General features: G+C 50.4%; 23 protein-coding genes, 3 tRNA genes and 1 pseudogene. 20 read left to right on the plus strand and 7 right to left on the minus strand.

Going from position 1 to position 26937, the window contains the following annotated elements:
* Positions 1–107 (plus strand): annotated as a pseudogene (locus tag AKG43_RS12840) (IS1595 family transposase); the annotation flags it as partial.
* Positions 100–369, plus strand: coding sequence for an immunity protein YezG family protein (locus AKG43_RS13685; protein ID WP_082403065.1), 270 nt, complete (start codon positions 100–102; stop codon positions 367–369). The pseudogene AKG43_RS12840 and the gene AKG43_RS13685, both read left to right, overlap by 8 nt.
* Positions 370–946: 577 nt before the next feature.
* Here AKG43_RS13685 and AKG43_RS10315 read toward each other — a convergent pair.
* Positions 947–1022 (minus strand) — tRNA-Lys (locus AKG43_RS10315).
* 120 nt (positions 1023–1142) lie between these two features.
* Entirely contained in the window at positions 1143–4370 is a 3228-nt protein-coding gene (gene pilC / locus AKG43_RS10320) for a PilC family type IV pilus tip adhesin (protein WP_054600478.1), read from the minus strand.
* Between the two features lie 416 nt (positions 4371–4786).
* Here pilC and carA point away from each other — a divergent pair, with 416 nt between their 5' ends.
* The gene (gene carA, locus AKG43_RS10325; RefSeq protein ID WP_054600479.1) at positions 4787–5920 is read left to right on the plus strand and encodes a glutamine-hydrolyzing carbamoyl-phosphate synthase small subunit; all 1134 of its coding nucleotides are present in this window, start codon (positions 4787–4789) and stop codon (positions 5918–5920) included.
* A gap of 296 nt (positions 5921–6216) precedes the next feature.
* On the opposite strand, the gene leuS is transcribed toward carA, so the two are convergent.
* Positions 6217–8853, minus strand: a complete 2637-nt coding sequence (leuS, locus tag AKG43_RS10330) for a leucine--tRNA ligase (RefSeq protein ID WP_054600480.1) — start codon at positions 8851–8853, stop codon at positions 6217–6219.
* 314 nt (positions 8854–9167) lie between these two features.
* Here leuS and AKG43_RS10335 point away from each other — a divergent pair, with 314 nt between their 5' ends.
* The 3 genes from AKG43_RS10335 to AKG43_RS10345 all read left to right on the plus strand — a co-directional run bounded on the left by AKG43_RS10335 (position 9168) and on the right by AKG43_RS10345 (position 12198).
* Positions 9168–10079 (plus strand): MoxR family ATPase, encoded by a 912-nt coding sequence (locus AKG43_RS10335; protein WP_054600481.1) that lies wholly within the window; start codon positions 9168–9170, stop codon positions 10077–10079.
* Entirely contained in the window at positions 10063–11010 is a 948-nt protein-coding gene (locus AKG43_RS10340; RefSeq protein ID WP_054600482.1) for a DUF58 domain-containing protein, read from the plus strand. Before AKG43_RS10335 ends, AKG43_RS10340 begins: the two co-directional genes overlap by 17 nt.
* A 219-nt stretch (positions 11011–11229) precedes the next feature.
* Positions 11230–12198 carry a TraB/GumN family protein gene (locus AKG43_RS10345; protein ID WP_054600483.1) on the plus strand — a complete coding sequence of 323 codons (969 nt, stop codon included), beginning with the start codon at positions 11230–11232 and terminating at the stop codon, positions 12196–12198.
* A 150-nt stretch (positions 12199–12348) separates the two neighbouring features.
* On the opposite strand, the gene asd is transcribed toward AKG43_RS10345, so the two are convergent.
* The gene (gene asd / locus AKG43_RS10350) at positions 12349–13467 is read right to left on the minus strand and encodes an aspartate-semialdehyde dehydrogenase (protein ID WP_054600484.1); all 1119 of its coding nucleotides are present in this window, start codon (positions 13465–13467) and stop codon (positions 12349–12351) included.
* 180 nt (positions 13468–13647) lie between these two features.
* Here asd and AKG43_RS10355 point away from each other — a divergent pair, with 180 nt between their 5' ends.
* Together AKG43_RS10355 and AKG43_RS13410 are read left to right on the plus strand one after the other, a co-directional pair.
* Entirely contained in the window at positions 13648–14274 is a 627-nt protein-coding gene (locus AKG43_RS10355; RefSeq protein WP_054600485.1) for an RDD family protein, read from the plus strand.
* Positions 14275–14365: 91 nt separating this feature from the next.
* Positions 14366–14575: a signal peptidase gene (locus AKG43_RS13410; RefSeq protein WP_231718155.1), complete on the plus strand. Its 210-nt coding sequence runs from the start codon at positions 14366–14368 to the stop codon at positions 14573–14575.
* 45 nt (positions 14576–14620) lie between these two features.
* On the opposite strand, the gene AKG43_RS10360 is transcribed toward AKG43_RS13410, so the two are convergent.
* From AKG43_RS10360 to AKG43_RS10370, 3 genes are all read right to left on the minus strand, one after another.
* Positions 14621–14696, minus strand: a tRNA-Ala gene (locus AKG43_RS10360).
* A 6-nt stretch (positions 14697–14702) separates the two neighbouring features.
* A tRNA-Met gene (locus AKG43_RS10365) sits at positions 14703–14779 on the minus strand.
* A gap of 192 nt (positions 14780–14971) precedes the next feature.
* Positions 14972–16120: a class I SAM-dependent methyltransferase gene (locus AKG43_RS10370; RefSeq protein WP_054600486.1), complete on the minus strand. Its 1149-nt coding sequence runs from the start codon at positions 16118–16120 to the stop codon at positions 14972–14974.
* Positions 16121–16440: 320 nt separating this feature from the next.
* On the opposite strand from AKG43_RS10370, the gene mraZ reads away from it, so the two are divergent.
* The 12 genes from mraZ to AKG43_RS12845 form a co-directional block, all read left to right on the plus strand.
* Entirely contained in the window at positions 16441–16896 is a 456-nt protein-coding gene (gene mraZ / locus AKG43_RS10375) for a division/cell wall cluster transcriptional repressor MraZ (protein ID WP_054600487.1), read from the plus strand.
* A gap of 2 nt (positions 16897–16898) precedes the next feature.
* Entirely contained in the window at positions 16899–17861 is a 963-nt protein-coding gene (gene rsmH / locus AKG43_RS10380) for a 16S rRNA (cytosine(1402)-N(4))-methyltransferase RsmH (protein ID WP_156300659.1), read from the plus strand.
* A gap of 36 nt (positions 17862–17897) precedes the next feature.
* Complete coding sequence (gene ftsL / locus AKG43_RS10385) at positions 17898–18158, plus strand: cell division protein FtsL (protein ID WP_054600489.1); 261 nt, start codon at positions 17898–17900, stop codon at positions 18156–18158.
* A 43-nt stretch (positions 18159–18201) separates the two neighbouring features.
* Complete coding sequence (locus AKG43_RS10390; RefSeq protein ID WP_054600490.1) at positions 18202–19953, plus strand: penicillin-binding protein 2; 1752 nt, start codon at positions 18202–18204, stop codon at positions 19951–19953.
* 12 nt (positions 19954–19965) lie between these two features.
* Complete coding sequence (locus AKG43_RS10395) at positions 19966–21441, plus strand: UDP-N-acetylmuramoyl-L-alanyl-D-glutamate--2,6-diaminopimelate ligase (RefSeq protein ID WP_054600491.1); 1476 nt, start codon at positions 19966–19968, stop codon at positions 21439–21441.
* A gap of 51 nt (positions 21442–21492) precedes the next feature.
* The gene (locus AKG43_RS10400) at positions 21493–22362 is read left to right on the plus strand and encodes a hypothetical protein (protein WP_054600492.1); all 870 of its coding nucleotides are present in this window, start codon (positions 21493–21495) and stop codon (positions 22360–22362) included.
* Positions 22363–22421: 59 nt separating this feature from the next.
* Positions 22422–22943 carry a M23 family metallopeptidase gene (locus AKG43_RS10405; RefSeq protein ID WP_197273142.1) on the plus strand — a complete coding sequence of 174 codons (522 nt, stop codon included), beginning with the start codon at positions 22422–22424 and terminating at the stop codon, positions 22941–22943.
* Between the two features lie 43 nt (positions 22944–22986).
* Positions 22987–23955: an Abi family protein gene (locus tag AKG43_RS10410; RefSeq protein ID WP_054600493.1), complete on the plus strand. Its 969-nt coding sequence runs from the start codon at positions 22987–22989 to the stop codon at positions 23953–23955.
* Between the two features lie 146 nt (positions 23956–24101).
* Positions 24102–25466 (plus strand): UDP-N-acetylmuramoyl-tripeptide--D-alanyl-D-alanine ligase, encoded by a 1365-nt coding sequence (gene murF / locus AKG43_RS10415; RefSeq protein WP_054600494.1) that lies wholly within the window; start codon positions 24102–24104, stop codon positions 25464–25466.
* A 37-nt stretch (positions 25467–25503) separates the two neighbouring features.
* Positions 25504–26088: a PAAR domain-containing protein gene (locus tag AKG43_RS12530; RefSeq protein WP_082403067.1), complete on the plus strand. Its 585-nt coding sequence runs from the start codon at positions 25504–25506 to the stop codon at positions 26086–26088.
* Positions 26085–26630, plus strand: a complete 546-nt coding sequence (locus tag AKG43_RS10425; protein WP_054600495.1) for a T6SS effector amidase Tae4 family protein — start codon at positions 26085–26087, stop codon at positions 26628–26630. Before AKG43_RS12530 ends, AKG43_RS10425 begins: the two co-directional genes overlap by 4 nt.
* Positions 26627–26937: hypothetical protein (locus AKG43_RS12845; protein ID WP_156300660.1), on the plus strand; the 311-nt coding region annotated here is incomplete at its 3' end. The genes AKG43_RS10425 and AKG43_RS12845, both read left to right, overlap by 4 nt.

Below are 26937 nucleotides of genomic sequence, written 5' to 3' on the forward strand. Positions count from 1 at the left end.
TCGACCGAAAATCTTTTCCTCTGTTCTTGAAAGAATGTGAGTTTCGTTTTAACTTCGGGACACCAAAGCAGCAGTTAAAAACTTTGCGGCTTTGGTGTGGTGTTTAGGGCTAATCTACTTCAGCCCCTAGATTTATTAGAAAATATAAGACATCTTTCTCCATTCAAAGGAAAAGAACAATGGACGCATTGCCATATCAGCTTATCAGACTCGGGGAAGTTTAATATCCGTTTCGCCTATATCTCTGAAGATGACAGCTGGCCAAACCTTTTTATGAGGGGAATAAGCGATTTAACTAAAGATGAGGCTGAAAATGTCTATCATGTGCCTAGAGAAATATGGGAGGAAAGGGTTAGACTCAAAAACTGAATTTCCCATACTAGGTAGTGTAGTCACAATGTTTTTAACCACATTGCAATAATCCTAATTTCTATTGCCACAGCAAATGAAGCCAACCTCTTCGCATCACGTGTAGCACCACCCCGCGCCAACACTTGAAATCCAAAAAGCGGTTTTCCACCAAATGACGGCAACGGTACAGATAGCGGTAAAATTAACGCCAAGCTGCGCTGGTGCACAGTATCCGGAAAAAGGCCTTGACCTTGATGAATTGTCTGTGATCGGCTACCTGACTGTCTCCGCTGTTTTGATATCCGCGCAGGTGGTTTCAATAAGGCTCAATTGGTGCTCGGTGCAGTCGTGGCAGGGCGGGCAGCAGCTTGCTTTATGAGTGAACCGTGGGATGTTTAGTAATGGCAGGATGAGCTCTCACCTTGTAGATTGCAACTACCACTATATAAATTGATAAGATCGTAGGTATAGGCTTTGATTGCTGCACGAAAATACTTTGATACTTTAAGAGTTTTGTAAAATTGGAGGCTGTCTAATAAACTGTTTAAAAATAAGAAAGGCCACAAACAATTGCGGCCTTTCTTATTGATTTATTTGGTGGGTCGTGAAGGATTCGAACCTTCGACCAACGGATTAAAAGTCCGCTGCTCTACCAGCTGAGCTAACGACCCGATAAGAATTAAATAATAAATCTAAATTAACTAGTTGTCAAGGTTTTTAATGATTTCATTGATGTTGGTTTGGCTGTTCAAGCAACTGCCAAACCAACATATTATTTTCAATAAGTTAATTTAGAAAATTTCACGCCAGCTGATTCTTCTGATGCCGCAATTTCTGCCGGCTACGCCGATAGACTCTCCTTGGTTGGTGATCAGGCTGCGGTCGGCTTTTTTCGCAAAACATTGGTTTTTGGGAGTGGATCGGTTAACGGGTCTTCCTTCGCCGTCAACTTCTGCATCGGTTCCGCTGCCACCGCTGTCTCCGTCTGCCGTTACCGGGCTATTTTTGGCAAGTTGAACAGGATCTATATAGGTAAAACTTACGATACCTGCTTTTTGTTGGCCGTTGGCATAGTAGCCGCCTGTTTGTACTACTTTATTTAAGAAGTTCAAGCGGGCATCGCCTTGCTTCAGACCGCCGCCGGTTTCGGCGTTGATGGCTAAGATCCAACTTTTACTTTCTGTAGAAGTTTCTGTTTTGTCGGGGATACACAAATCTCCGCCGTTGCTGGAACGTGTTTCGGTTGCTTTATAAATGCGTGTGCTGAATACGGCTGTACGCAAAATCATTGAAGGTTTGACGACCACACGTTCACCGTCTGTGCTGCCCAAGTTGATTTTCCAACCTTTATGCGTCGGTTGGATAAGGTTGTTGCTTAAGAAACGGTATGGGTTTCCTTCGACTTCTTTGAGCGTGATGGTTTGTTCAAGGAGCTCAGCATTGGTTACCGTGGCCGGTGCTTTGGATGCCGAGTTGTCTTTGGACGGAGTTAAATCTTCGAAAATACCGTATATGGCCTGCTGGCGGGTATCTTTGAGATCTGATTGGTAAATATCGCTGCCGGTGCCGAAAATAACCACATACCGATTAATGCCTCTGCGCGAAACGGCAGGTGCGGCGGTAATGGGTTGTGAAGGTGAGCCTTGATAAATTTTATGTACTTGCCAGTTATCCGGTGTTTGGCCGCGTAAATCGAAACGGTACATGCTGCCGCCGTAATCGCCCGCATAAGCTACGTCGATAATGCCGTCAAAATCGGTATCGAGTACGGTAGGGCTGGATAAGCCGCCTACCCCGTTGGGTACGGTAATTTTTTTGATCAACGATCCGGCCTTATTGCCGTTTTTTTCTCCGGTAGAAGCTTCTTGCCCCAATAAGTCGTAGATATATAGGGCTGTTTCATTGGATTTATCGTTGATGTCCTGTTTGCGGTAGCCGCTGGATAAGAATGCACCGTAGCGCACTTTTTCGTTGGTTTTTACTTGTTGGCCGGGAATGCGTTCAAGTGACACGCGTCCGATTTGCGGCGTTCCTACGGTATAGCCGAGGGTGTTGTTGGCCCCTTTTTCTGTTTCGAATAAGGGAACGCTGCTGTCCCATGATGCAGGGTTATTGTTGCTCAAACCGATGCCTTGACCGGTAACACGGTCTTTTCCGCCAATATTTAAGGCATACGCTCCTCGGCCACCCTGACCCATCGCGCCGAACATTACAATTTGTTGGCCTTTTACAGCCGGGTTTCTGCTCAACGGTGTGCGGCGTACAACGAAGCCGCCGTTAACCATATAACGGTGGGGATGAGCTGATCCATATCCTTCTTGAGCCACTTCTTTTAAGGTTTTGCCTAAAGTTTCGCCGCCGTTGCCGCTATCCCGTTCCATGCCGGCGGGGATATAGCTGAGTTTCAGCGAATAAGGATGGTTTACTTGGGGTACACGTTGGAACAGGTGAACCATGCCGTCGTTGGCAGCCGTTAGCAGAAATTCCTGATGATGTTGGTTGCTGCCGTCGGTGTCGCCGATGATGGCAATACCGCTATCTAAGATGTCTCCCAAATCGCGTTTTCCGCTGACTGCCTTACCTTGTGCATCTAGGTTGCGGTTGCGGTAAACTTGGCTGTTTTGTGTGTCGGCTTTAATTTGCGCATCATCTTTACTGCGGATAGTCCACGGCAGCAGAGAAGAACTCCATTCGTCGGCTTTACTCGGATTGTTGATAGCGAAATCGGCATTGTTCAGATGGCTGACGTTATTGGCCCAAAATACGCTTTTACCTGAAGAGTCTGCTTTTCCTGTGCTGATTAATGTTTTACGTTCGCCGAAATAAGGGAGTTTGAAGGCGGTATCTAACCGGCCGGCTGTATTAATATTATAGAACCGCAACTGGCTGCTCCACGATTGCGGATCCAGATAAACGCTGACGGCGGTGTTGGGCGTGCCGCTTGTATGGTTGCCGGTTACTGCCGGGGCAGCGGTGCCGGCACCTTCTTCTGCGTTGTTTAAGCTGCTGTTTTCAATATCGTTAAAAATGGTATCAAAGGCGGCAACCAGTTTTTCTTCGTTGGATGCGTCGAAAAACCATTCCGGTCTGGTGGCACCATTTTGAAGATAGGCTTTACCTTCGCGGGTTAAGTCCTCGCCAAAGCCTACGGTAAATGTTTGGGCGGTTTGTTTGGCATAGATGCTTTGGCCGTCGGGGCCTTTGGGATCGGCAGGATCGCCGTTCCAACTTTTACCTGCAAGGTCTGTTCCTGCGGTCTTGAAATCCTTGGATGCTAGAGTTCTGCTGAAAAACTGTAAACCTTTGTTTCCATCCCAAAATGTATGGTAATGACCTGTCGAAGCTTGCGAATATTCGCATCTTCCCCGGCTATCTACATTTCCGAAATAATTCTGCTCATCCGGAAACTGAGCGCTCGGATAAGTAAAAGTTAGTTTTGATGGGATAATGGGATCCCAAGGGAATAAACGAGCAGGCGGGGTGCTGCAACTCAAGTTAGCATCACCATCAGACATTAAGACGATATAGTTTTTCTGGCAACGGTATAAGGTATTTTTCCTAACATCTTTGGAAATTTCATAATAGCGTCGAGTAGTCGGCGTGCCATGATCGGGAGATAATCTGCTGATATGTTGAAGAATAGTATGGGGTTGATCTGTGTACCCAGATAAATTGGCATTGTTATTATTATGTAAAGTTTGCAGACTCCAATTAACTTTGCTGCCATATTTATTGATAACTGCGCTTAAAGCATCTTTGGTTATCTCAATGCGTTTTCTACCCGGTTGGTTTCGGCCAGCCGGTGCCCAATCCATACTTCCCGAATCATCAATAAACAGCATCACATTCGGCTTAACTTTGCCTGCTCCGCCGGAAATAGTGGTTTGTTGTTGCAAGTACAACGGGGTATCGGCAAATTGTGCGGACGCTGTGTTTACAGTCAATAAAGGAAATGCTGCGAGCAAGCTGTAAATTATCGGGCGCACAGCGGTGTTTAAACGGGGAGCAGATTTTTTCATAATGTGCTGTCTTTCATGTGGCAGCTGTATCCGAAACAGCCTATCATGTGATTATTGTTAGGAAATGTTTGTGATTTTATCATATTTGAGCGGAATAATTCGACGGTTTAACGCAATCAACAGTTTACTCGATTGCTATTATGGAAAAAATGAAACAATCGATGTGTGGAGAAAAACAGATGTAAAGGGGTTTATGGAGGCGGGTATGTGTGCTTCTTGAACCGACGGCGTATTTGGCTTAGAATATGCTGCTTCTGAGGCAACTTCGGGTTGCCTTAAAAAGCACGTAACACGGATGAAGCATCTGTGCGGCGTGTTTTTTTTTACCTGATATTGGATGCAGAGGCCGTCTGAAATAACGGTTGTTGGTTTTCAGACGGCCTTTGGTAAACCCGCAGATACGATAGGAAATCATGATGACGACACCCGCAATCTTAGTGCTCGCCGACGGCAGCGTGTTTCACGGCACGTCGGTGGGGTTTGAGGGCACAACTTCCGGCGAAGTGGTGTTCAATACTTCCATGACCGGTTATCAGGAAATCCTTACCGACCCTTCTTACCGCAAACAAATCGTTACCCTTACCTATCCGCACATCGGCAACACCGGCACTAACGGCGAAGACACCGAAAGCAGCGCCGTTCATGCCGCCGGTTTGATTATTCGCGACCTGCCGCTGTTGCACAGCAATTTCCGCAGCAGCGAGAGTTTGCAGGAATATTTGGTTCGCAACCGAACCGTGGCGATTGCCGACATCGACACCCGCCGTCTCACCCGCATCTTGCGCGACAAAGGGGCGCAGGCCGGTGCGATTCTGGCCGGTGCGGACGCTACCGAGAAAAAAGCGCGCGAGTTGATTGCGGCGTTCGGCAGCATGGTCGGCAAGGATTTGGCGAAAGAAGTAACGTGCGGCGAATCTTATGAATGGACGGAAGGCGAATGGAAGCTGGGCAAAGGCTTTGAAAGGCCGTCTGAACAGCCGTTTCATGTGGTTGCTTACGATTTCGGCGTGAAAACCAATATTCTGCGTATGCTGGCCGAGCGCGGCTGCCGTTTAACCGTTGTGCCGGCTCAAACGCCTGCTAAAGACGTGCTGGCGATGAATCCAGACGGCGTGTTTCTTTCCAACGGCCCCGGCGACCCCGAGCCGTGCGATTATGCGATTGCGGCGGTAAAAGAACTGTTGGAAAGCAAAAAACCGCTGTTCGGTATTTGTTTGGGGCATCAGTTATTAGGTTTGGCGGTGGGCGGCAAAACCCGCAAAATGGCGTTCGGCCACCACGGAGCCAACCACCCCGTGCAGGATTTGGAGAGCGGTAAAGTGATGATTACCAGCCAAAACCACGGTTTTGAAGTGGATGCGGATACTTTGCCCGCTCATGTGAAAGTAACGCACCGTTCGCTGTTTGACGGCTCGTTGCAAGGCATTGAGCTGACCGATCGGGCGGCGTTCAGTTTCCAAGGCCACCCCGAAGCCAGCCCCGGCCCGCATGATGTGGCTTATCTGTTTGACAAGTTTATCGACAGCATCAAAGCGGCAAAAGCGGCTTAATGCTTTTGATGATGTGTTTCAGACGGCCGGCAGGTTGGTATCAACCTGCCGGTTTCTTTGTATATAATCAATCAACTTAAGTTTAATAACCAAGCCGTCATACTCGGATCAAGCCCGAGTATGACGTATGTGCTATTTTATGTAATCAAACAAATCACTAACAAAATCATAAGGGCGGATTATATATCCGCCCTTATTGATATTTCTGCTGTGTTCGGGAATTCTTGCAAGATTTGCCGTTACGGGCGGATAGGTAACTCCGCCCGTATAACACAGAAAAAATTTCACTTAATAGGTCAAACCACGATATTTACCAAACGACCGGGAACGACGATGATTTTCTTCGGTTCTTTGCCTTCCATGAATTTCACTGCGCCTTCGGTAGCGAGTGCGGCGGCTTCGAGGGCGGCTTTGTCGGCATCGGCGGGCACGGTTACTTTGCCGCGCAGTTTGCCGTTTACCTGAACCATGATTTCGATTTCCGATTTCACCAGCGCGGCTTGGTCGGCTTGCGGCCAGCCGGTTTCCCATAATGACGAACCGGGGCGCAGTTCGCTCCACAAGGCTTCGCAGATGTGGGGCACAATCGGCCACAGCAGGCGGACAACGGCTTCCAACACTTCTTGCGCCACGGCGCGGCCTTGTTCGGACGTGCAATCGGTTTTGTCGTATTGGTTGAGCAATTCCATCACGGCGGCGATGGCGGTGTTGAATTGCAGACGGCGGCCGTAGTCGTCGCTGACTTTGGCGATGGTAGCGTGCAGTTTGTGGCGCAGGTCTTTCAGCTCTTTGCTTAGGCTGTCGTGGCCGTCTGAAAAGGCTTTAACCGCGCCGCCCCGGTTGATGTATTCAAACACGGTACGCCATAGGCGGCGCAGGAAGCGGTGTGCGCCTTCTACGCCGGCATCGCTCCATTCAAGCGATTGTTCGGGCGGCGAGGCGAACATCATAAACAGGCGGGCGGTGTCGGCACCGTAGGCTTCGATTAACTCTTGAGGGTCGACGCCGTTGTTTTTCGATTTCGACATTTTTTCCACGCCGCCGATCACAACGGGCAGGCCGTCTGAACGCAATACGGCGGATACGGGGCGGCCTTTGTCGTCGGTTTGCACTTCCACTTCGGCGGGGTTGAACCATTGCTTTTTGCCGCCTTCGGTTTCGCGGTAGTAGGTGGCTTGCAGCACCATGCCTTGCGTGAGCAGGCTGGCAAAGGGTTCTTTCACCGGCACGATGCCTTCTTCGTTCATCAGTTTGGTGAAGAAGCGGGCGTATAAGAGGTGCAGAATGGCGTGTTCGATGCCGCCGATGTATTGGTCGGCCTGCTGCCAGTATCGGGCGGCTTCGGGGGCAACCATGCCGTCTGAAAACTGGGGCGACATGTAACGGAACTGATACCAGCTCGATTCCATAAAGGTATCCATGGTATCGGTTTCGCGTTTGGCGGGGCCGCCGCAGTGCGGACAGGTGGTTTCGTAGAATTCGGGCATTTTGGCCAAGGGCGAACCGCTGCCGTCGGGCACGACATCTTCGGGCAGCACCACGGGCAACTGGTCGGCCGGCACGGGCACGTCGCCGCAGCTTTCGCAATGGATAATCGGAATCGGGCAGCCCCAGTAGCGTTGGCGCGAAATACCCCAGTCGCGCAGGCGGTATTGGGTTTTCGGTGCGCCGACATTTAGGGATTGCAGTTTGGCGGAAGTGGCATCAAAGGCCGTCTGAAAATCCATGCCGTCGAATTCGCCGCTGTTGATCAGGCGGATGTTTTCTTTGCTGCCGTACCAATCCTGCCATTCGTTCGGATTGTAGGCAGGTTGTTCCAAAGTGGATTCGACAACTTGTTTAATGGGCAGCCGGTATTTGTTGGCGAACTCGAAATCGCGCTCGTCATGACCGGGCACGGCCATTACCGCGCCGTCGCCATAGCCCCACAACACATAGTTGGCAATCCACACTTCCAGCTTGTCGCCATTGAGCGGATTGATAACATAGCGGCCTGTCGGCACGCCTTTTTTCTCCATTGTCGCCATGTCGGCTTCGGCCACGCTGCCTGATTTGCATTCGGCGATAAACGCTTGAAGTTCGGGCTTGTCGGCCGCAGCGGCGGTGGCCAGCGGATGCTCGGCGGCAACCGCAACGTAGGTTACGCCCAACAAGGTGTCGGGGCGGGTGGTGTACACTTGCAAGTATTCGGCGTAATCGCCTTCCAAACCTTGTTTGCTGCCGCTGTCCAACGCAAAGCGCACTTGTACGCCGCGCGATTTGCCGATCCAGTTGCGCTGCATGGTTTTTACTTGCTCCGGCCAGTTGAGGCCGTCCAAATCACTCAAAAGCTGCTCGGCGTAATCGGTGATTTTGAAGTAATACATCGGGATTTCGCGTTTTTCAATCAACGCGCCCGAACGCCAGCCGCGTCCGTCGATTACTTGCTCGTTGGCCAATACGGTTTGATCGACCGGATCCCAGTTTACCGTGCCGTTTTTGCGGTAAATCACGCCTTTTTCAAACAGCTTGGTAAACAGAAGCTGCTCCCAGCGGTAGTATTCGGGGGTGCAGGTAGCCAGTTCGCGCTCCCAGTCAAACGCAAAACCCAAGCTTTTCAGCTGTTTGCGCATGTAGGCGATGTTTTCGTAAGTCCATTTGGCGGGGGCGACTTGGCGGTCGATGGCGGCGTTTTCTGCGGGCATGCCGAAAGCGTCCCAGCCCATCGGTTGCAGCACGTTGAAGCCGTTGAGCAGTTTGTAGCGGCTCAACACGTCGCCGATGGTGTAGTTGCGCACATGCCCCATGTGCAGCTTGCCGCTGGGATAGGGGAACATGGAAAGGCAGTAGTATTTGGGTTTGGAAGCGTCTTCGGCCACGTTGAAAATACGGGCTTCGTCCCATTTGGTTTGCGCTGCCGGTTCGACGGCAGACGGTTGGTATTGTTCTTGCATGGTATTGTGCTTTTGAAATGCGTTTGATTAGAAAAACGTAAACATAAGGCGGAATTATAGCAGTTTAATGCAGGGTGTTCGGGGAAATGTGGACGGGGCAAAGTCTTGAAGCAACCATTCATGAAGCGGTAAGCCAAACAGCAACTTCAAGGCCGTCTGAAAACCGTTTTCAGACGGCCGCTGCACATTTTTGCCACACTTAAACAATACCGTCCGCAATCATCTGGCGGGTTTACTGTTGCATCATGATAAAATGCCCACCGCTTAAAACCCCGTAGCGTTACGCCTATTCACATACCGAATCAAACCATAACATGAATCATTCTATCCAACACGCATTACACCAGCTTAACTCACTGATTTTGGGAAAAGAAACCGTTTTAAAACAATTGATGGCCGCCGTGCTGGCCGGCGGGCATGTGCTGCTCGAAGATGTGCCCGGCGTGGGCAAAACCACGTTGGCGCACGGCTTGGCCGCGGTGTTGGGGCTGGACTACCGCCGCGTGCAGTTCACCAACGATATGCTGCCTTCCGATTTATTGGGCGTGAACGTGTTCCGCCCGAACGAAGGCCGTTTCGAGTTTCACCCCGGCCCCGTGTTCCATTCTTTTTTATTGGCCGACGAAATCAACCGCGCTTCTCCCAAACTGCAATCCGCCTTGCTGGAAGCGATGGAAGAGCATCAGGTATCGGTGGACGGTAAAACCTATGCGCTGCCCGAGCCGTTTATCGTGGTGGCAACGCAAAACCCGACCGAGCAGCTGGGTACGTTTCCGCTGCCCGAATCCCAACTCGACCGCTTCATGATGCGCCTGAGTATGGGCTATCCTGTTGCCGAAGCCGAAAAACAGCTTTATTTTCAGGGAGATCGCCGTCGGTCGTTGCCCGCATTGCAGGCCGTGTGCGATGCACAGACTCTGCTGCAATGGCAACAGCAGGCCGCACAGGTGAAATTCGCCCAAGCGGCCGCCGATTATGTGTACCGTTTGGTTCAGGCCACGCGCCAGCCGGGGCGTTTTGTGCTGGGGTTAAGCCCGCGTGCGGGCTTGGCCGTAATCAATGCCGCCAAAGCGTGGGCGTTTATGCAAGGGCGCGGGCATGTGTTGCCGGAAGACATCAAAGCCGTGTGGGTGCCGGTAGCGAACCACCGTTTACAACCCGTGCAACAGGGGCTGACCGGTGCACAGATTCTTGAAGATTTGCTGAACCATGTGGCCGTTGCGTAATTCTCGAAAAACCGTTGCAAGCAAGCGTTCTCCCGATTTGGCCGCGCTGCATTGCCGCCCCACCCGTTTGGGTGTCGGCCTGCTGGCAACGGTTTTGCTGTTGTGGCTGGTAGGATTGAATTATCAGGCGAATCTGGCTTATGCCGCCGCATTTTGGCTGGCCGGATTTTTGGCGGTAGCCGTGCTGCTTAATTTACGCCAGCTGCTCGATATGCAGATAGACGTTTCCATGCCGGACGAAGTGTTTGCCGGCGGCACGGCGGTTTTGTCGCTCACTGCCACAAAAAACACCCGCCGCCGCTGGCTGTGGCTGTGCAGCGAAGATGATTTTCTCCGTGCAGACAAAACAGACGACAAACTCTGGCAGCCTTGGCATATTGTTTCAGACGGCCTCTCTGTGTACCGATGGCAAATTCCTGCGTTGATGCGCGGCTATTTGCGCGTACCGCCGTTGCGTACCGCCGCCGTTGCACCGTTCGGCATGAGCATGGTGCAGTGCGTTTGGCATTGGCCGAGTGATGCGGTGGTGTTTCCCGCGCCGATTCCCCATGAGCTGCCCGACGGCCGCGAGCACGGCGGCGAAACCGACCGCAAACGCCCGCCCGTGCAGGGAGGCGACGATTTGTCTTATTTGCAGCCTCATCAAGAAGGCGCGTCGTTGCAGCATGTGGCTTGGAAAACCTATGCAAAAACCGGCCAAATGCTGGATAAGCGTTTTGAAGAACAGCAAACCGCCGTCCGCAATACCGTGATTTCTTATTTGGATTACCCCGCCGGCACATCTAAAGACCGCTTGGCAGGCTTGCTGTGCTTCCGCGTTTTAGAAGCCGAACGCAGCGGGCAGACATATTCGCTGGAGCTGCCGCAACGGGTGATTGCCCCGCAGAAAGGCCAGCGCGAAATCTGCCTGACAGCCTTGGGGCTGTGGTAAGCTTTCCTAAGGCCGTCTGAACAACGTATTCTATGGCCAATCAACTTATTGAAATCTTTGCAAAAACACTGTCTGCGACGCATTTGCGCGTTGTGCGCTGCCCGCCCGCTTAGCCTTGTGTATGATGTGTCTGCAATCGCTGTGCTGCCGCACTTTGAACTGTATTCGGGTGCAAAGGTCTCAATCTGTTTAACAAGACAACACAATGGGAGTACAAAGATGGTCGGTTTCAAAAAACATTTCATCAAATTTGCAGGCGCATGCGCCCTGTTGGTAAGTCTGCCGTTCGCCCATGCGGAATCTGCCGCGTTCAACTGGCATACGCCCCAATTAACCAGCAATCTTTGGAAAATCAGTAAAGCAGGCCAACCCGATTCCTACCTGCTCGGCACCATACACCTCGGTAAAGAAAACAAACAGTTGAGCGCGCAGGCCAAAGCTTTGCTCAACCAAACCGACAAGTTGGTTACCGAAGTGGATATGCTGCCCGATGAACAGGCCGCAGAAGAAATAGCGGCTTACATGGGGCAGAAAATGATTTCGCCGAAATCATTGCGGGAGGCTTTAGGCGAAAAGGATTTTGCCGGATTGAAACGCTATTTCGACCGTTCTCCCGCTTTATCGGCTTTTTCTCCCGTATTGGAAAACCTGAAACCGTGGGCAGCCGTACTGGCGGCGATCGAGCGGCACCCGAAAGGATACAGCGCCGAAAAAGGGGCAGATATTTTGTTGGCACAGGCCGCGCAAAAATCAGGCAAGCCGCGCGGCCATTTGGAAACCATTCAAGATGTGTTCGATCATTCGGAAAAGCTGTCTGATGATTTGGCGTTGGCATTGTTGAGAAGCGTGGTCAAACATCAGGCACAGGATGACGCCGATGTGCGCACTTTGCACCGGCTGTATGTGGAAAACCGCTTTAAAGATGCTTCGGTGTATATGGATAAACAATTGTCGAAACCCCGTATGCAGCCGAAATATGTTGCGGCCGCACGCAAATGGATGGAACAGGATCTGCTCTCTGCCCGCAACCGTGCGTGGATGCCGGAAATCAAAAAGAATACCGCCAAGCAGAAAACATTAATCGCGGTAGGTATGGGGCATCTCGTCAGCAGCGAAGGCCTGATCGAACAGCTGCGCCGCAGCGGTTATACGGTTACACCCCAGCCTGCATTGAAAATATGGCATTAACTTTTAGTGAGGCCGTCTGAAAAATCGGGAGTATGCTGTAATTGAGTTGATTGACTATATAAGGGGCGGCATAGCCGAAGTTTTCTAACTCAATAAAAAAGCAACGGTAAAAAAACCGTTGCTTTCATTATTATTCGTTTCGACAGGCGATTAATCTAAATTACCCAAAACAATCCGCAGCATGCGGCGCAGCGGCTCGGCCGCCCCCCACAAAAGCTGGTCGCCTACGGTAAACGCGCTGATGTATTCGCCGCCCATGCCCAGTTTGCGGATGCGGCCCACGGGCACGCTTAATGTGCCGGTTACTTTGGCGGGAGTCAGCTCGTGCATGCTGGCTTCTTTTTGGTTGGGGATTACTTTTACCCAATCATTCGCTTCGGCCAGCAGTTTTTCGATTTCTTCTACCGGCAAATCTTTTTTCAATTTAAGCGTGATGGCTTGGCTGTGGCAGCGCATTGCGCCCACGCGCACGCACAGGCCGTCGATAACGATGGGGTTGCTGCTGCGCGCGAGAATTTTATTGGTTTCAACGCCGCCTTTCCATTCCTCTTTCGATTGGCCGTTGCCTAAATCGGCATCAATCCACGGAATCAGGCTGCCCGCCAACGGTACGCCGAAGTTGGCTTTTGGGTAGCTGTCGCTGCGAAGAAAATCGGATACTTTGCGGTCGATATCGAGAATCGCTCCGGCAGGGTCGGCCAATTCGGCTTTCACTTCGTGATGGATGACACCCATGCCTTCAATCAGTTCGCGCATGTTTTTCGCACCCGCACCCGATGCGGCTTGGTAAGTCATGCTTGTAGCCCATTCGACCAAGTCGTTTTGGAACAAACCGCCCAAAGCCATCAGCATCAGCGATACGGTGCAGTTGCCGCCGATGTAGTTTTTCACGCCGTTTTTCAGGGCTTCGTCGATAACGTTGCGGTTAACGGGATCGAGAATGATGACGGCGTTGTCGTCCATGCGTAAAGAAGAAGCGGCATCAATCCAGTAACCGTTCCAACCGCTTTCACGCAAAGGTTTGAACACGGCTTTAGTGTAATCTCCGCCTTGGCAGGTAACGATGATATCCATTTTGGCCAGTTCGTTGATATCGTTGGCATCCAGCAGGGTTTTGGCTGCTTGGCCGAAATCGGGGGCGGCACCGCCTACGTTGGAGGTGGTGAAAAATACGGCTTCGGGGATGTGTGAGAAATCTTTTTCTTCCTGCATGCGCTGCATCAGCACCGAGCCGACCATGCCGCGCCAGCCGACGAATCCTACTTTCATTGTTTGCTCCTTAAAAATAAAAAAATAAGAAAAATTGTTTACAAAATCGTTAAAATTATCAAACTAGCGTTTTAACGCCGAGGCCGGTAAAAGTAAAGGCTTTTTTGTGGTAATGTAATAAAAACACAGCGGTGTTAACCATTATTTTATTTTCTACCGTTTAACGGAGTGTCTTTCGATATGTATGAAAACCATCAACAAAACCTACCTTTACCTTCCGAAGAAGTGATTGACGTAGAAATTGCCACACCCAAGAGCCGTATTGTTGCCTATTTGTTGAATACTTTATTTACGGTTTTGGCCTTTGTGCCTATTTTTTTAGCCTTTATTATGTTGTCGGTAAGTGCAAACGCCGAAATGACGGCAGAAGAAAATTTTGCTTATCTTGTGGGAACCACCGATTGGGGCAATATATGGATCGGGGCAGGTTTGCTGATTTTATTGGGCTATACGGTCGTACAGTGCTGGATGTTGAGCCGCCACGGTCAATCCATCGGTAAAAAAATCATGAAAATACGGCTGTTGAAAAATGACGGAACCAACCCGGGTTTTTGGTATGCCGTGATGGTGCGAGAAGTGGGCTTTAACGTCGTGCTGACATTGGCTGTGATGGTTGTTGCCTATTTGCTGGTGTTTATGGCAGGAAAAGACGGCTTTACAGCAGATTATATTGCCAATTCGTTGTCGACGGTTGTGTGGCTGGTTTGTTTGTCGATGCTGTTTAATCCGGCTAAAAACCGGCGCACATTGCAGGATTATTTTGCCAATACCGTTGTGGTACGGGTACCGGAACGCCATGGCAAATAAACTTATTTTTGGTGTAAGGCGCAGCAAGGATGTAGTAAAAGTTAAGTTGGATTGACTATATTTAAGTGAGCCAAATGAATGGTAGGTAGGTTTGTGCAAAGCAATTGAACAGCTTTGTGTCAGCTTGAGACCTTTGCAAAACCCCCATCTGCGGCGCATTTCTGCGTTGTGCGCTGCTCGCTCGTTTGCCTATCTATTTGATATGTCTGCACTCGCTGCGCTGCTACGCCTTGAACTGCATCCGCATCTGAGGGTTTTGCAAAGGTCTCAGCCTGCTTGTGAGTCAAAACCGCTGGTATAACCAAATAAAAAAAGACTTGGTATGTTTACCAAGTCTTTTTTTATTTGGTGGAGGTAAGCGGGATCGAACCGCTGACCTCTTGCATGCCATGCAAGCGCTCTACCAACTGAGCTATACCCCCGAAATTTGGTGGCGAATCAGGGACTCGAACCCCGGACACAAGGATTATGATTCCTCTGCTCTAACCGACTGAGCTAATTCGCCGTTTCGTGAAAGCGTGATTATACGGTTTTTTTTCGGTCAGGCAACCGATTTGCGGTATTTCTTTTGTTTTTGTTTGATTTTTATAGGAAAAAATATCAATTTATTGTGTGTGAACAACATGGGGGCCGTCTGAAAACCATATGCCGCTTGTTTGCCATGCTTTTTTCAGACGGCCTCGTACGCGCTTTGTATTCACAATTTGTGGCAGATGTCGCCAAACATAAAGCCTTGCCAGTCAACATCAATGTCGCGCCCGAAGGCGATTACTTTAAACAATTCGCCCATTTCATGCTGGCCGACCAGCTTGTGTACGGCGGCGGTTTCGCGGATATAGTCGGCGGAATCGGGTGCGGCGGTTTGCGCCAGCATTTCGGTAATACCGAGATTGAGCAGAAAATTGGCTTGGGTGGTGTAGCCGATTAAGTCCAATCCGGCATCGGTACCTGCCAAAGCGATATCGGTAAAGTTCACATGGGCGGTCAGGTCGGTAAGGCCGACGTGGAAAAACGGGTCGTGTACGGTGTGGTGGCGGTAGTGGCCGATGAACGTGCCCATGTGCCGTTGCGGGTGGTAATACTGGGCGGCATCGAAACCGTAATCGACAAAAATCATGGCGCCGCGCACGAGTTTTTCGGCAAGGGTGCGGATAAAGGCGTGTTGGGCGGGGTGCAATTCGCTGGTGTACGGCTCGGACGCGGGGAAGTATTCCGCGGCGGCTTTGAGCAGTTCTTCTTGCACCAGAGGGCGGGCGGTTTGGATAAACGATTGGTTTTCTAAAGACACGCCTATCTGCCAAAAGCCGCCGTGTTCATGTTTAATGATTTCGCAAGGCATGGCATCCAGCACTTCGTTGCCGATGATGATGCCGTCGAAGGTATCGGGAAGTTCGGTAAGGTGGATAACTTTTTCGACAGCATGGGGGGCTTTTTTCAGAATATGCTGTTTTTGCCGTTCGGCTAATTCATTCGATATTTCAATAATGTAGTAGTTGCTAAGGCCGTCTGAAAGCTGTTGCAGCAGCGTGGCGGCCAACTCGCCCGTGCCTGCGCCGAATTCGTAGATGTTGCCTGCGGTTTGCGGCAATAGGGCGGCGATTTGGCGGGCTGAGGTTTGGCCGAATAGCGGAGACAAGGTCGGAGCGGTAATGAAGTCGCCTGCCGCGCCGATTTTGTGTGCGCCGCCGGTGTAATAGCCGTAGTGCGGGGCATAAAGAGCCCGTTCCATAAAACGGGAGAACGGAATGAAGTTACCGTTTTGGCGGATTTCTTCGGCAATCAGATTTTGCAGGGCTTGGGAGGAGGCTGCGGCTGTTGCGGAGGGGGCGGGCAATTGCGGGTTCATGAATGTTAGATAGTGTAAATTTTAAACGTAAGCGGGCATATTATAGCGCGTATAGAAATAGCGTGTTTTGCGTGGTGTTTTTACTAAATGTAGTAGTTTATGAAATCGAACTACACTATATGTAGTGTTTTATGCACTTATATATCTTTTCCAAACGGCCTGCGGGCCACTTTTTTTAGGGGTAAGTGTTTGTCTGAAAGGTTATTTTTTCGGAAAAGCCGATTTGACCGTATCTGCAAAATTTCATATAGTGTGGGCATGTGGGGCAATGTGTGTCAAAGTGTCTGATTTGCCCGATTTTATTGACGGAGTGGGATAAAGTGTTTGGTGGCGTTCACGAGTTGAGCATAGACAGCAAAGGGCGGTTGGCGATTCCTGCCAAGTTCCGCGAGCTTTTGCTGCGCCATTACACACCGGCCGTGGTGGCAACGCTGGATTCGCGCAGCCGCCTGCTGATTTATCCCGAGCCGGAATGGGGCAAGGTTGCGGAGCAGTTGTTGTCGTTGAAGGTGGCGGGCAATCCGACTTTGCAGCGTTACCAAAACCTGTTGCTGCACAATGCCGATACGTTGGAGCTGGATACCGCCGGCCGTGTGCTATTGCCTGCCAATTTGCGCCGCCGCGTGGATTTCGATAAAGAAGTAACATTGGTCGGCCGCGCCAACCGCTTGGAGTTGTGGGGTCGCGAACATTGGGAGGCTGAGATGAATCAGGCTTTGGATATTGATCCCGACGAGCTGGCCTTCCAATTAAGCCAAACGGATTTACAGCTGTGAGTATGTGTGAACCTTTACAGCATGTAACCGTGCTGCTGCATGAAGCGGTTGATGCTTTGAATATCCGCCCGAACGGTATTTATGTGGACGGCACGTTCGGCAGGGGAGGGCATTCCCGCCTGATTTTGTCGAAGTTGGGCGAAGAAGGCCGCTTGGTGGTGTTCGACAAAGACCCGCAGGCCATTGCGGTGGCAAACGAAATGGCGGCGCAAGACAAACGCGTGAGCGTGGTGCACAACGGCTTTGCTACTTTTCAGACGGCCTTAGACGAACTGGGCATTGAGAAAATCGACGGCGCATTGTTTGACTTGGGCATTTCGTCGCCGCAGATAGACGAAGCGGAGCGCGGATTCAGTTTCCGTTTTGATGCGCCGCTGGATATGCGTATGGATCCCACGAGAGGAATGTCGGCGGCGGAATGGATTGCCGCAGCCGATGAACAGGAATTGCACGAGGTAATTAAGAATTATGGTGAAGAGCGGTTTAGTCGCCAAATTGCGCGCGCCATTGTTTCGCAACGCGAAACGGCACCCATCGATACAACCCGCAAGCTGGCGCAGCTCGTGGCGCAAAACGTCCGTACTCGTGAGCGCGGTCAAGATCCGGCGACCCGGACGTTCCAAGCCGTTCGGATTTTCATCAACCGTGAGCTTGAAGAAGTAAAAGAAGTTTTGCCGCAGGTTACAGGCCGTCTGAAAGAGGGCGGCAGGCTGGCTGTGATTGCGTTTCACTCGCTGGAAGACCGCATTGTGAAGCAGTTTGTCAAGCAGTATTCGCAGCCTCCGCAGCTGCCGCGTTGGGCGGCGGTGAAGGAAGCTGATTTGCCGCAGCCGCCTTTGAAGGCGGTGGGCAAGGCGGTTAAGCCAAGCGAAGAAGAAACCGCAGCCAATCCGCGCGCACGTTCGGCCATATTGCGTGTGGCCGAGCGCACAAGCGGCAAGTTTGAAGTACAACCGGCCGTCTGAAAAGGCAGATGCAGTCGGAAGGCCGTCTGAAAAAATATGAATAAATTGAATGTGATTTTGCTGGTGTTGGCGTTGTTGTCGGGTTTGGCGGTGGTTACCGTGCAAGACCAGTCGCGCCAATACTACATTTCGCTGGATAAAGCCCAAAAGCACGAAATCCAGCTTGATCAGGATTATGCGCGTTTGAAGCTCGAGCAGGCCAAGTTGTCGAATCATAAATTGATTAAAGAAGCAGCCCAAAAACAAAAATTACAGCCTCCGAGCGCAGCAGACACCCGCATGATTGAAATGAAGTAAATAACAGCACGGCAAGTTGCTGAAATAAAAAAGAGAAGTTGCTATGTTAATCAAAAACGAATATAAGCCGCAGATGCTGTCTAAGCAGCCGAAGGCAAAAAAACCCGTTTCTACCAACGGGCGGATTGCGTTTGTGCTGGGCGGATTGGCATTGGCTTTTGCGGCATTGGTAGGCAGAGGCGTGTATCTGCAAACCACCCAACATGAATTTCTGAAAAATCAGGGTGACCAGCGTTTCGTGCGCACCATCACCCTGCCTGCGTCGCGCGGTACGATTACCGACCGCAACGGCGCAACACTGGCCTTGAGTGCGCCCACCGAATCGCTGTATGCCGTACCTTCCGGCATGGATATCCAGCCGACCGGCGAGCAGCTGGCCAAACTTTCCGCCTTAATCGGCGTGCCGGTTGAAACCATTGAAGCGCGCTTGGCGAAGAAAGACAAAGACTTCATTTATCTGAAACGCCAGTTGAGCAAAGAAACCGCCGATAAAGTGGCCGCTTTGGGTATTAAAGGTTTGGCGTTCCAAAAAGAATCCAAACGCCATTACCCGATGGGCAACCTCTTTGCCCATGTGATCGGCTTTACCAATATCGACGGCAAAGGCCAAGAAGGTTTGGAGCTGGCGCGCGAAGACGATTTGCACGGTAAAAACGGTGCCAAAGTGGTGCTGCGCGACAATAAAGGCAATATCGTCGACAGCCTCGATTCGCCGCGCAACCGCGACCCGCAAAACGGCCACGATATGGTAATGTCGCTCGACCAGCGCATCCAAACGCTGGCCTACGACGAGCTGAACAAAGCCGTTGACCACCACCGTGCCAAAGCGGGCAGCGCCATTGTGTTGGACGCGCAAACCGGTGAGATTTTGGCGTTGGTCAACAGCCCCGCCTACGACCCGAACAATCCGGGCGAAGCGGGCAGCGAGCAGCGCCGCAACCGCGCCGTTACCGATATGATCGAGCCGGGTTCGACCATGAAACCGTTCCCGATAGCCAAAGCCTTGGATGCCGGCAAGGTAAACGTGAACACCCTTCTCAACACCCATCCTTACAAAATCGGCCCTGCCACCGTGCGCGACACCCATGTGTATCCTTCATTGGATGTGCGCGGCGTGATGCAGAAGTCTTCCAACGTCGGTACCAGCAAGCTGTCGGCCATGTTCAAGCCTGAAGAAATGTACACGTTTTATCAGAGCTTGGGCGTAGGTCAGCGCATGCATTCGGGCTTCCCCGGCGAAACCCCCGGCTTGTTGCGTAAGTGGCAAAATTGGAAACCGATCGAGCAGGCCACCATGTCGTTCGGCTACGGTTTGCAGTTGAGCCTGCTGCAACTGGCGCGTGCCTACACTGCCCTGACCAACGACGGCGAACTGCTGCCGGTGAGCTTTGAAAAACAAGTGGCTCCGCCCAAAGGCGTGCAGATTATCAAACCCGAAACCGCCCGTGCGGTGCGTAACATCATGGTTTCCGTTACCGAAAAAGGCGGCACCGGCACTATGGGTGCGGTGGACGGCTTTGATGTCGGCGCGAAAACCGGTACCGCGCGCAAACTGGTTAACGGCCGTTATGCCAGCGACAAACACGTTGCCACCTTCATCGGTTTCGCCCCTGCCGACAAACCGCGCGTGATTGTGGCGGTAACAGTGGACGAACCGACGGCTAACGGCTACTACGGCGGCGTGGTAGCAGGCCCCGTGTTCAAAGGCATCATGAGCGGCAGCCTGAATATTCTCGGCGTATCGCCTACCAAACCCTTAAAAGATGTACCCGTTCAGACGGCCTCCAAAAATTAAAGAGTAAACAATATGTTCAGCGACTTAGTTCCTTTAGCTGAAACCGACTTACCGCCCTTGCTGTGTGAAAACGCAGCAGGGCGTTTGTTGCATTCAGACAGCCGTAAAATCAAACAAGGCGACATTTTCATTGCCTGTCAGGGCGAATACACCGACGGGCGCGAGTATATCCCCGCTGCCGTAGCCAACGGCGCGGCTTTTGTTTTTTGGGACGACGACGGCAAATTCGCGTGGAATCCCGAATGGAACGTGCCCAACCAAGGCATCAAAAACCTGAAAACCCGCGCCGGAATCGTGGCCGGCCAAGTGTACGGCAATCTTTCAGACGGCCTCAAAGTTTGGGGCGTAACCGGCACCAACGGCAAAACCTCCGTTACCCAATGGCTGGCGCAAGCAGCGGATTTGCTGGATGAAAAATGCGCCATCATCGGCACCGTCGGCAACGGCTTTTGGGGCGAATTGCAGGAAGCCACCCACACCACGCCCGACCCCGTATCCGTGCAAACCCTGCTGTACCGGTTCAAACAGCAAGGCGCAAAAGCCGTAGCGATGGAAGTGTCCAGCCACGGTCTCGACCAATTCCGCGTTAACGGCGTGCCTTTTCAGACGGCCGTGTTCACCAACCTCACCCGCGACCATCTCGACTACCACGGCAGCATGGAATCCTACGGCGAAATCAAATCCCGCCTGTTTTACTGGCAAGGTTTGCAACACGCCGTGATTAATGTGGACGACCCGTTCGGCGCAGCACTGGCAGGCCGTCTGAAAACAGAACGCCCCGAATTAAACGTGTACGGTTACGGCTTTGCAGAACAGGCCGACATCCGCATCACCCATTTTGAAGCTTCTTCAGACGGCATGACCGTACAGCTCGATACCCCGTGGGGCGGCGGCGAAGTCAAAACACGCCTGCTTGGCCGCTTCAACGCCCAAAACCTTGCCTCGTGCGTCGGCGTATTGTGTTCGGCAGGCTACCCGTTGGCCGAAGTATTGCGCGTGCTTGCCCAAATCCGCCCCGCCACCGGCCGTATGGACTGCATCATGAACACCGGCAAACCGCTGGTCGTCGTCGATTACGCCCACACCCCCGATGCCCTCGAAAAAGCACTTGCCACCTTGCAGGAAATCAAACCGCAAGGCGCAAACCTGTGGTGCGTGTTCGGCTGCGGCGGCAACCGCGACAAAGGCAAACGCCCGCTGATGGGTGCGGCTGCCGTGGCCGGCGCGGATAAAGTCGTCGTGACCAGCGACAACCCGCGCATGGAAGAACCGGCCGACATCATCAACGACATCCTCCCCGCCGTGCCTCAACCCGAACACGTCGAAACAGACCGCCGCTCGGCCATTGAATACGCGGTTAAACACGCCGCCGCCAACGACATCATCCTGATTGCCGGCAAAGGCCACGAAACCTATCAGGACGTGCAGGGTCAGAAGCACTATTTTTCCGATTTTGACGAAGCGCAGAAAGCTTTGGCGGGAAGGTAGTTTTCAGACAGGCATATAAGTAATGCCTGTCTGAAAAACAAGGATAGCGCAATGGATACAAAAAAACTGGTTAAACTCAGCAATATCATCGGGTTGGTGTCGATAGTTTTGCTCGGATATTGGGTGTTCGCTTTTATCTTGATACAGGTATTCGGCCTGAAAGTGTTCCGCCAACACCTCACGGAAACTTTCGGTTTCAGCATCTTAGGCATTATTTCGCTGATGGCCGGAGCATTGATGCTGAATATCATGCTGAACCTGACCCGCATTGCCGAACGAGGGGAGGGCGGCAGCGAGATTCGCAGCGGTAAGAAACTGCTGTATATGTTGTTACTGGTATTTCCCTTGCTGGCTGCGGTGTTGTTTGGCGGCAATTATCTGACTGCGCAGAAGAAACAGCAGATATTGATACAGTCGGCAGAAAAGCTCGTAAAACAGCACCCCGCCCAAACGCAAGCCATGGCGGATTACCGTTTTGAGCTGCCTTATATACAAAACACGGCGAATTATCTGAATTTGATGGAAAAGCAAGACACGGCTTTCAAAAGCGTAGCCGTGATTGTGCCTGATACCATCAATGGAACGCCGGTGTATTTGGGCTTCGGCAGTCGCACTTTGGAAGATTTTTCCGAAGCGGTCAATGCAGCCTCGGCAACAGACAAGCAGCCGCAAGATACGCTGGTTTATAAGCGTGTCGATGATCGTCAGGAAATCATCAGAAAAGCAGATTATCTGCATAGCGCCGATTTGCGTGAGCGGGAATACCTGCAAAAAACGTTCCAAAACAATTCGAATGAAATCGAGTTTGTTGCACAGGAAGGCAATTACGAATTGTTTTATCCGTATCGAAAAAACGGCAAAACGGTTGCAGTGTTTTTATTTTCCGATTATCAGCGTTACGGGAAATTCGGTAGTTATTAAGAGCATGATGCCTGTCTGAAAACATTCCGCCGTTTCACAACATAAGTAGAGCCGAGACCATGCAAACACACTTCAAACGCAACTTATGCTTCGCCGTCGCCCTGATCTTCCTATGGGGCTGCCAAACCAAACACGCCCCGCGGCCAACCCAAGAATTAGCTGCACTAAGAGCCATGCCCGCGCCCACCGAGCAAAGCCTGATCAACCCCGTGAAAGGCCATTCTTTCGACGACAGTTGGCATGCACCGCGTAGCGGCGGCCGCAAACACGAAGGTGTGGATATTTTCGCCAAAACAGGCACGCCGGTACGCAGCACCACGGCAGGCATCGTGACCAAACTCGGCAAAAACCGCTTGGGCGGCAAAGTGGTCGGCATACAAGGCCCGGGCGCGTGGCATTACTACGCCCATTTGGACAAATTCGCCGGCCGCAAACTCTACCGCCGCGTGAAAGCGGGCGAAGTGATCGGTTATGTCGGTAAAACCGGCAATGCCAAAAACACCCGCCCGCATCTGCACTACGGCGTTTATTTGCCAAGCGGTGCGGTGAATCCTTATCCGTTGATTGATCAGAGTAGATAGGCCGTCTGAATAAAAAATACTACTTATAATTAAATTTAAGTATATGAATCATAATCAAGAAAATAAATATGCCGAGTTAAAGCCTTGGCGTGATTTCTCAGATTTGGTAAGGCTTTTGCAAAATAGGGGAATGAATGTTCAGGATACTGCGAGGGCAGAAAAATATTTGAGCCGGATAGGTTATTACCGGTTAAGCGGATATTTTCATGTTTTTCGAAAATGGGATGCTTCACAAGAAAAACTGTTGGATGATTTTTCTGAAGAAAGTGACTTTGAAACGGTATTGTCGTTGTATTTGTTTGATAAAAAACTGCGCTTCTCGGCTTTGGATGCACTTGAAAGGATCGAAACGGCTGTTAAAGTAGATATCGTTCATCTTTTGGGAGAGCGTGATCCGATGGCACATACCAATCCGGATTACCTGCACGGTAATTTTACGAAGCGGCCAAATAAAAATAGCGACAAAACAGGCCATGAAGAATGGTTGGAACGGTTTGAAAAGTTGGTACGCCAAGCTGAAAAAAGGGATTTGTTGCTACTCAAGCACAATATGGAAAAATATGGCTGTCTGCCGATTTGGGCGGCAAGCTGTTTATGGGATTTCGGTGCGATGACTTGGCTGTACGGCGGATTGAAGCATGATGATAAAAATAAGATTGCTCGAAAATATGGTGCAGCAAACGGAGATATTTTTACACAATGGCTGAACAGCTTAAATGAAATACGCAATATTGCAGCCCATCACGACCGTTTGTGGAACATCAAAATTTCGCGCTCTTCCGCACCGATAGCTCAAGATCAATACTGGAAGCAGATTGATAGCAAACAACCTTTTTTCTATTTCTGCATTATGCAGAAAATGATAAAAATACTTTGCCCCAATTCGAATTGGTCTGAGAGATTTGATGATTTGATGCGTGAATTTCCCGAACGTAAGGAAAGCAGTAAAGTGAGTTTGACCAAGTTCGGTTTGTTTGAGAATTATAGAGAATGGGATTTATGGCAAAAATAAAAACCGCCGCGTACACAATGTTTGTGCAGAGGCGACGGTCATGTCATTTCTGATATTACATCAAAAGTACTTATCCAATCAATGAAAAAGTGTTTATAAATAATGTGAAGTGCCGACAGGCTTAATAAAGAAAACTTAAAACCAACATGAAACCCTTAGACCTAAACTTCATCTGCCAAACCCTAAACCTACCGATGCCGTCTGACAACCAAACCGTCAAACGCATCGTTACCGACAGCCGCGATATTCAAAGCGGCGATGTCTTTTTCGCACTGGCGGGCGAACGCTTCGACGCACATGATTTTGTGGCAGACGTATTGGCACAAGGTGCGGCTGCGGCCGTGGTGTCGCGCGAAGATTGCGCCGCTCTGCCGGGTGCGTTGAAAGTGGCCGATACGCTCAAAGCCCTGCAAGATTTGGCGCGCGCGTGGCGGGAAAATATCAACCCGTTTGTGTTCGGCATCACCGGTTCATCCGGCAAAACCACCGTCAAAGAAATGCTGGCCGCCGTGTTGCGCCACCGTTTCGGCGAAGAGGCCGTGCTGGCGACGGCGGGCAATTTCAACAACCATATCGGCCTGCCGCTCACTCTGCTCAAGCTCACGCCCGCGCACCGCTATGCCGTGATTGAAATGGGTATGAATCACTTCGGCGAGTTGGCCGAGCTGACCCGCATTGCCAAGCCCGATGTCGCGCTCGTTAACAACGCCCTGCGTGCCCATGTCGGCTGCGGTTTCGACGGCGTGGGCGATATTGCCAAAGCCAAAAGCGAGATTTATCAAGGGCTGGATTCAGACGGCCTCGCCCTGATTCCCTGCCAAGACCCGAATGCCGCTGTTTTTCAAGCCGCAACACAAGGCTTGAAATGCCAAACTTTCGGTGCGGAAGAAGGCGGTATCCATGCGGAAAATATCGTGTTGAAACCGCTTTCCTGCGAATTTGATTTGGTGTGCGGCAACCAGCGCGCCGCCGTCAAACTGCCCGTGCCCGGCAAACACAACGTCCACAACGCCGTGGCCGCCGCCGCACTCGCCCAAGCAGCCGGACTGAACCTGCAAGAAATTTCAGACGGCCTCGCCGGTTTTGCCAACATCAAAGGCCGTCTGAATATCAAAAAAGGCATCAAAAGCGCAACCGTGCTCGACGATACCTACAACGCCAACCCCGACAGCATGAAAGCTGCCATCGACGTACTCGCCCAACTCCCCGCCCCGCGCGTGTTTGTGATGGGCGATATGGGCGAACTCGGCGAAGACGAAGCCGCCGCCATGCACGCCGAAGTGGGCGCATACGCCCGCAGCAAAGGCATCGAAGCGGCCTATTTTGTCGGCAACGACAGCGCGCACGCGGCAGAAAACTTCGGCGGCAACGGCCTGTGGTTCGCCGACAAAGACCCGCTGATTCAAGTGCTGGCGCATGATTTGCCGCAAGGGGCGAACGTGTTGGTGAAAGGCTCGCGCTTTATGAAGATGGAAGAAGTTGTCGAGGCGTTGTTGGAAAAGGCCGTCTGAAAAAATAAATGTAATTTTAACGGGTTAAGGAGATGAGATGATTCGTAACGTTATAGTGATGGGGGATGCGACTACACATGGCGGTAATGTTATTCACGCTTCAAGCATGATTGTAGTTGACGGAAAAAATGTTGCTTTGGTGGGTGATTTGGTTTCTTGCCCAAAATGTAAAGGTGTGTATCCAATAATCGAAGGGACGGAAAAAGTTTTCTTTATGGGGCAGCCTGCGGCTTTGGAAGGTATGCAGACTGCCTGTGGTGCAAGGTTGATTGCTTCACAGAATAGGATGTTTGTTAATGATGGTATCGGGATAAACCAAGTATCACAGGCAGTCGGCGACCAAAAGGAAGATAAAAAAGTTAAGAAAATTGTTGAACTTTACTGGTCATATGGTGACGGAAATGCCAAATTAGATGAAAAATCAATACACTATGTTGATGTGAATCTACACATTGTTACTGAAAATTATCAGGCAGGAGAAACGGTAGATGCTGTTATTGAGTATGAAGGAGAACATGGTACTGAAGAATTGCCTGTATCGGGTACGGTAAATAATGAAGGGCAGGCCATCGTCAAAAATGTTTTGAAAAATAATAAGATTTTTATTTTGGGAGAAGAATGATGTCTAATGTGATAGCAAGAGCGGGTAACATTCAACGTACTTTAACGGTCAAACGTCCGAAATGGTCAGACGTTTATGCTGGCTATCCTAAAAATGCCATGGGAACTGATGATTTACCTGCTCCTGAGGTATTTAGGTCAATATTTGGTACTGATTATGATAAAAATACATTTGGTAATGCATGTGCTACAAGATTATCTTTAGGCCTTTTAAATGGAGGTATAAATTTTGGAAGAAGTAAAGAATACAATATTCAGATGGGGCAACTGAAAGGAAAAGGTGTATTAACAAGTGCGGTTAATATGATTAATTGGTTGAAAAAGAATTTTGGCAAACCTGATGTTGTAATTGAAAACCCTAAACAGTTAAATGATATTGCTTTGAAGATTGGAGATAGAAAAGGTATTTATGCAATGCTTCCTAGAGATTCTAAAGATTTTGGGGCAAGTGGCCATGTAACTTTATGGCATAAAGGGGATGCTATTGGTAAACACAATTATTTTGAGAGTGCAAAGGTTATTTATTTTTGGGAGTTAAAATGACTATGAAAAACTTTTTATTGTTTCCTTTATTATTTCCAATGCTTTTATTTGCTGCATCAGATAAATCAGTTCAAGAAAAATTTTATGATGATGATATATCGTATAAGCAGTTCTTAGACCTAGGAAAATGTTCTTGTTTGGATAATTTAATTGTAAATAAAAAATTTGATTTATTTGATAGTCATTTTCGAACATTGAATGCATTAAATTCATTGATACCTTATTTTTATAGAAAAATCGATATAAAGAAAGTAGTTTCAGATTATCAAGATAGAAAAATTAATTATGTAATAAAAAAATATAAGTT

This window comes from Neisseria sp. 74A18, from assembly GCF_001308005.1.
GTDB lineage: Bacteria > Pseudomonadota > Gammaproteobacteria > Burkholderiales > Neisseriaceae > Neisseria > Neisseria dumasiana.

Coding starts and splice junctions, on each gene's coding strand:
- AKG43_RS12530 (WP_082403067.1), top strand. CDS start 25,504: ATGATTCGTAACGTTATAGTGATGGGGGATGCGACTACACATGGCGGT.
- carA (WP_054600479.1), top strand. CDS start 4,787: ATGACGACACCCGCAATCTTAGTGCTCGCCGACGGCAGCGTGTTTCAC.
- leuS (WP_054600480.1), bottom strand. CDS start 8,853: ATGCAAGAACAATACCAACCGTCTGCCGTCGAACCGGCAGCGCAAACC.
- murF (WP_054600494.1), top strand. CDS start 24,102: ATGAAACCCTTAGACCTAAACTTCATCTGCCAAACCCTAAACCTACCG.
- AKG43_RS10340 (WP_054600482.1), top strand. CDS start 10,063: ATGTGGCCGTTGCGTAATTCTCGAAAAACCGTTGCAAGCAAGCGTTCT.
- AKG43_RS10335 (WP_054600481.1), top strand. CDS start 9,168: ATGAATCATTCTATCCAACACGCATTACACCAGCTTAACTCACTGATT.
- AKG43_RS10405 (WP_197273142.1), top strand. CDS start 22,422: ATGCAAACACACTTCAAACGCAACTTATGCTTCGCCGTCGCCCTGATC.
- rsmH (WP_156300659.1), top strand. CDS start 16,899: ATGTGTGAACCTTTACAGCATGTAACCGTGCTGCTGCATGAAGCGGTT.
- AKG43_RS10390 (WP_054600490.1), top strand. CDS start 18,202: ATGTTAATCAAAAACGAATATAAGCCGCAGATGCTGTCTAAGCAGCCG.
- pilC (WP_054600478.1), bottom strand. CDS start 4,370: ATGAAAAAATCTGCTCCCCGTTTAAACACCGCTGTGCGCCCGATAATT.
- AKG43_RS10425 (WP_054600495.1), top strand. CDS start 26,085: ATGATGTCTAATGTGATAGCAAGAGCGGGTAACATTCAACGTACTTTA.
- AKG43_RS10400 (WP_054600492.1), top strand. CDS start 21,493: ATGGATACAAAAAAACTGGTTAAACTCAGCAATATCATCGGGTTGGTG.
- ftsL (WP_054600489.1), top strand. CDS start 17,898: ATGAATAAATTGAATGTGATTTTGCTGGTGTTGGCGTTGTTGTCGGGT.
- AKG43_RS10395 (WP_054600491.1), top strand. CDS start 19,966: ATGTTCAGCGACTTAGTTCCTTTAGCTGAAACCGACTTACCGCCCTTG.
- AKG43_RS10410 (WP_054600493.1), top strand. CDS start 22,987: ATGAATCATAATCAAGAAAATAAATATGCCGAGTTAAAGCCTTGGCGT.
- asd (WP_054600484.1), bottom strand. CDS start 13,467: ATGAAAGTAGGATTCGTCGGCTGGCGCGGCATGGTCGGCTCGGTGCTG.
- AKG43_RS10355 (WP_054600485.1), top strand. CDS start 13,648: ATGTATGAAAACCATCAACAAAACCTACCTTTACCTTCCGAAGAAGTG.
- AKG43_RS10370 (WP_054600486.1), bottom strand. CDS start 16,120: ATGAACCCGCAATTGCCCGCCCCCTCCGCAACAGCCGCAGCCTCCTCC.
- AKG43_RS10345 (WP_054600483.1), top strand. CDS start 11,230: ATGGTCGGTTTCAAAAAACATTTCATCAAATTTGCAGGCGCATGCGCC.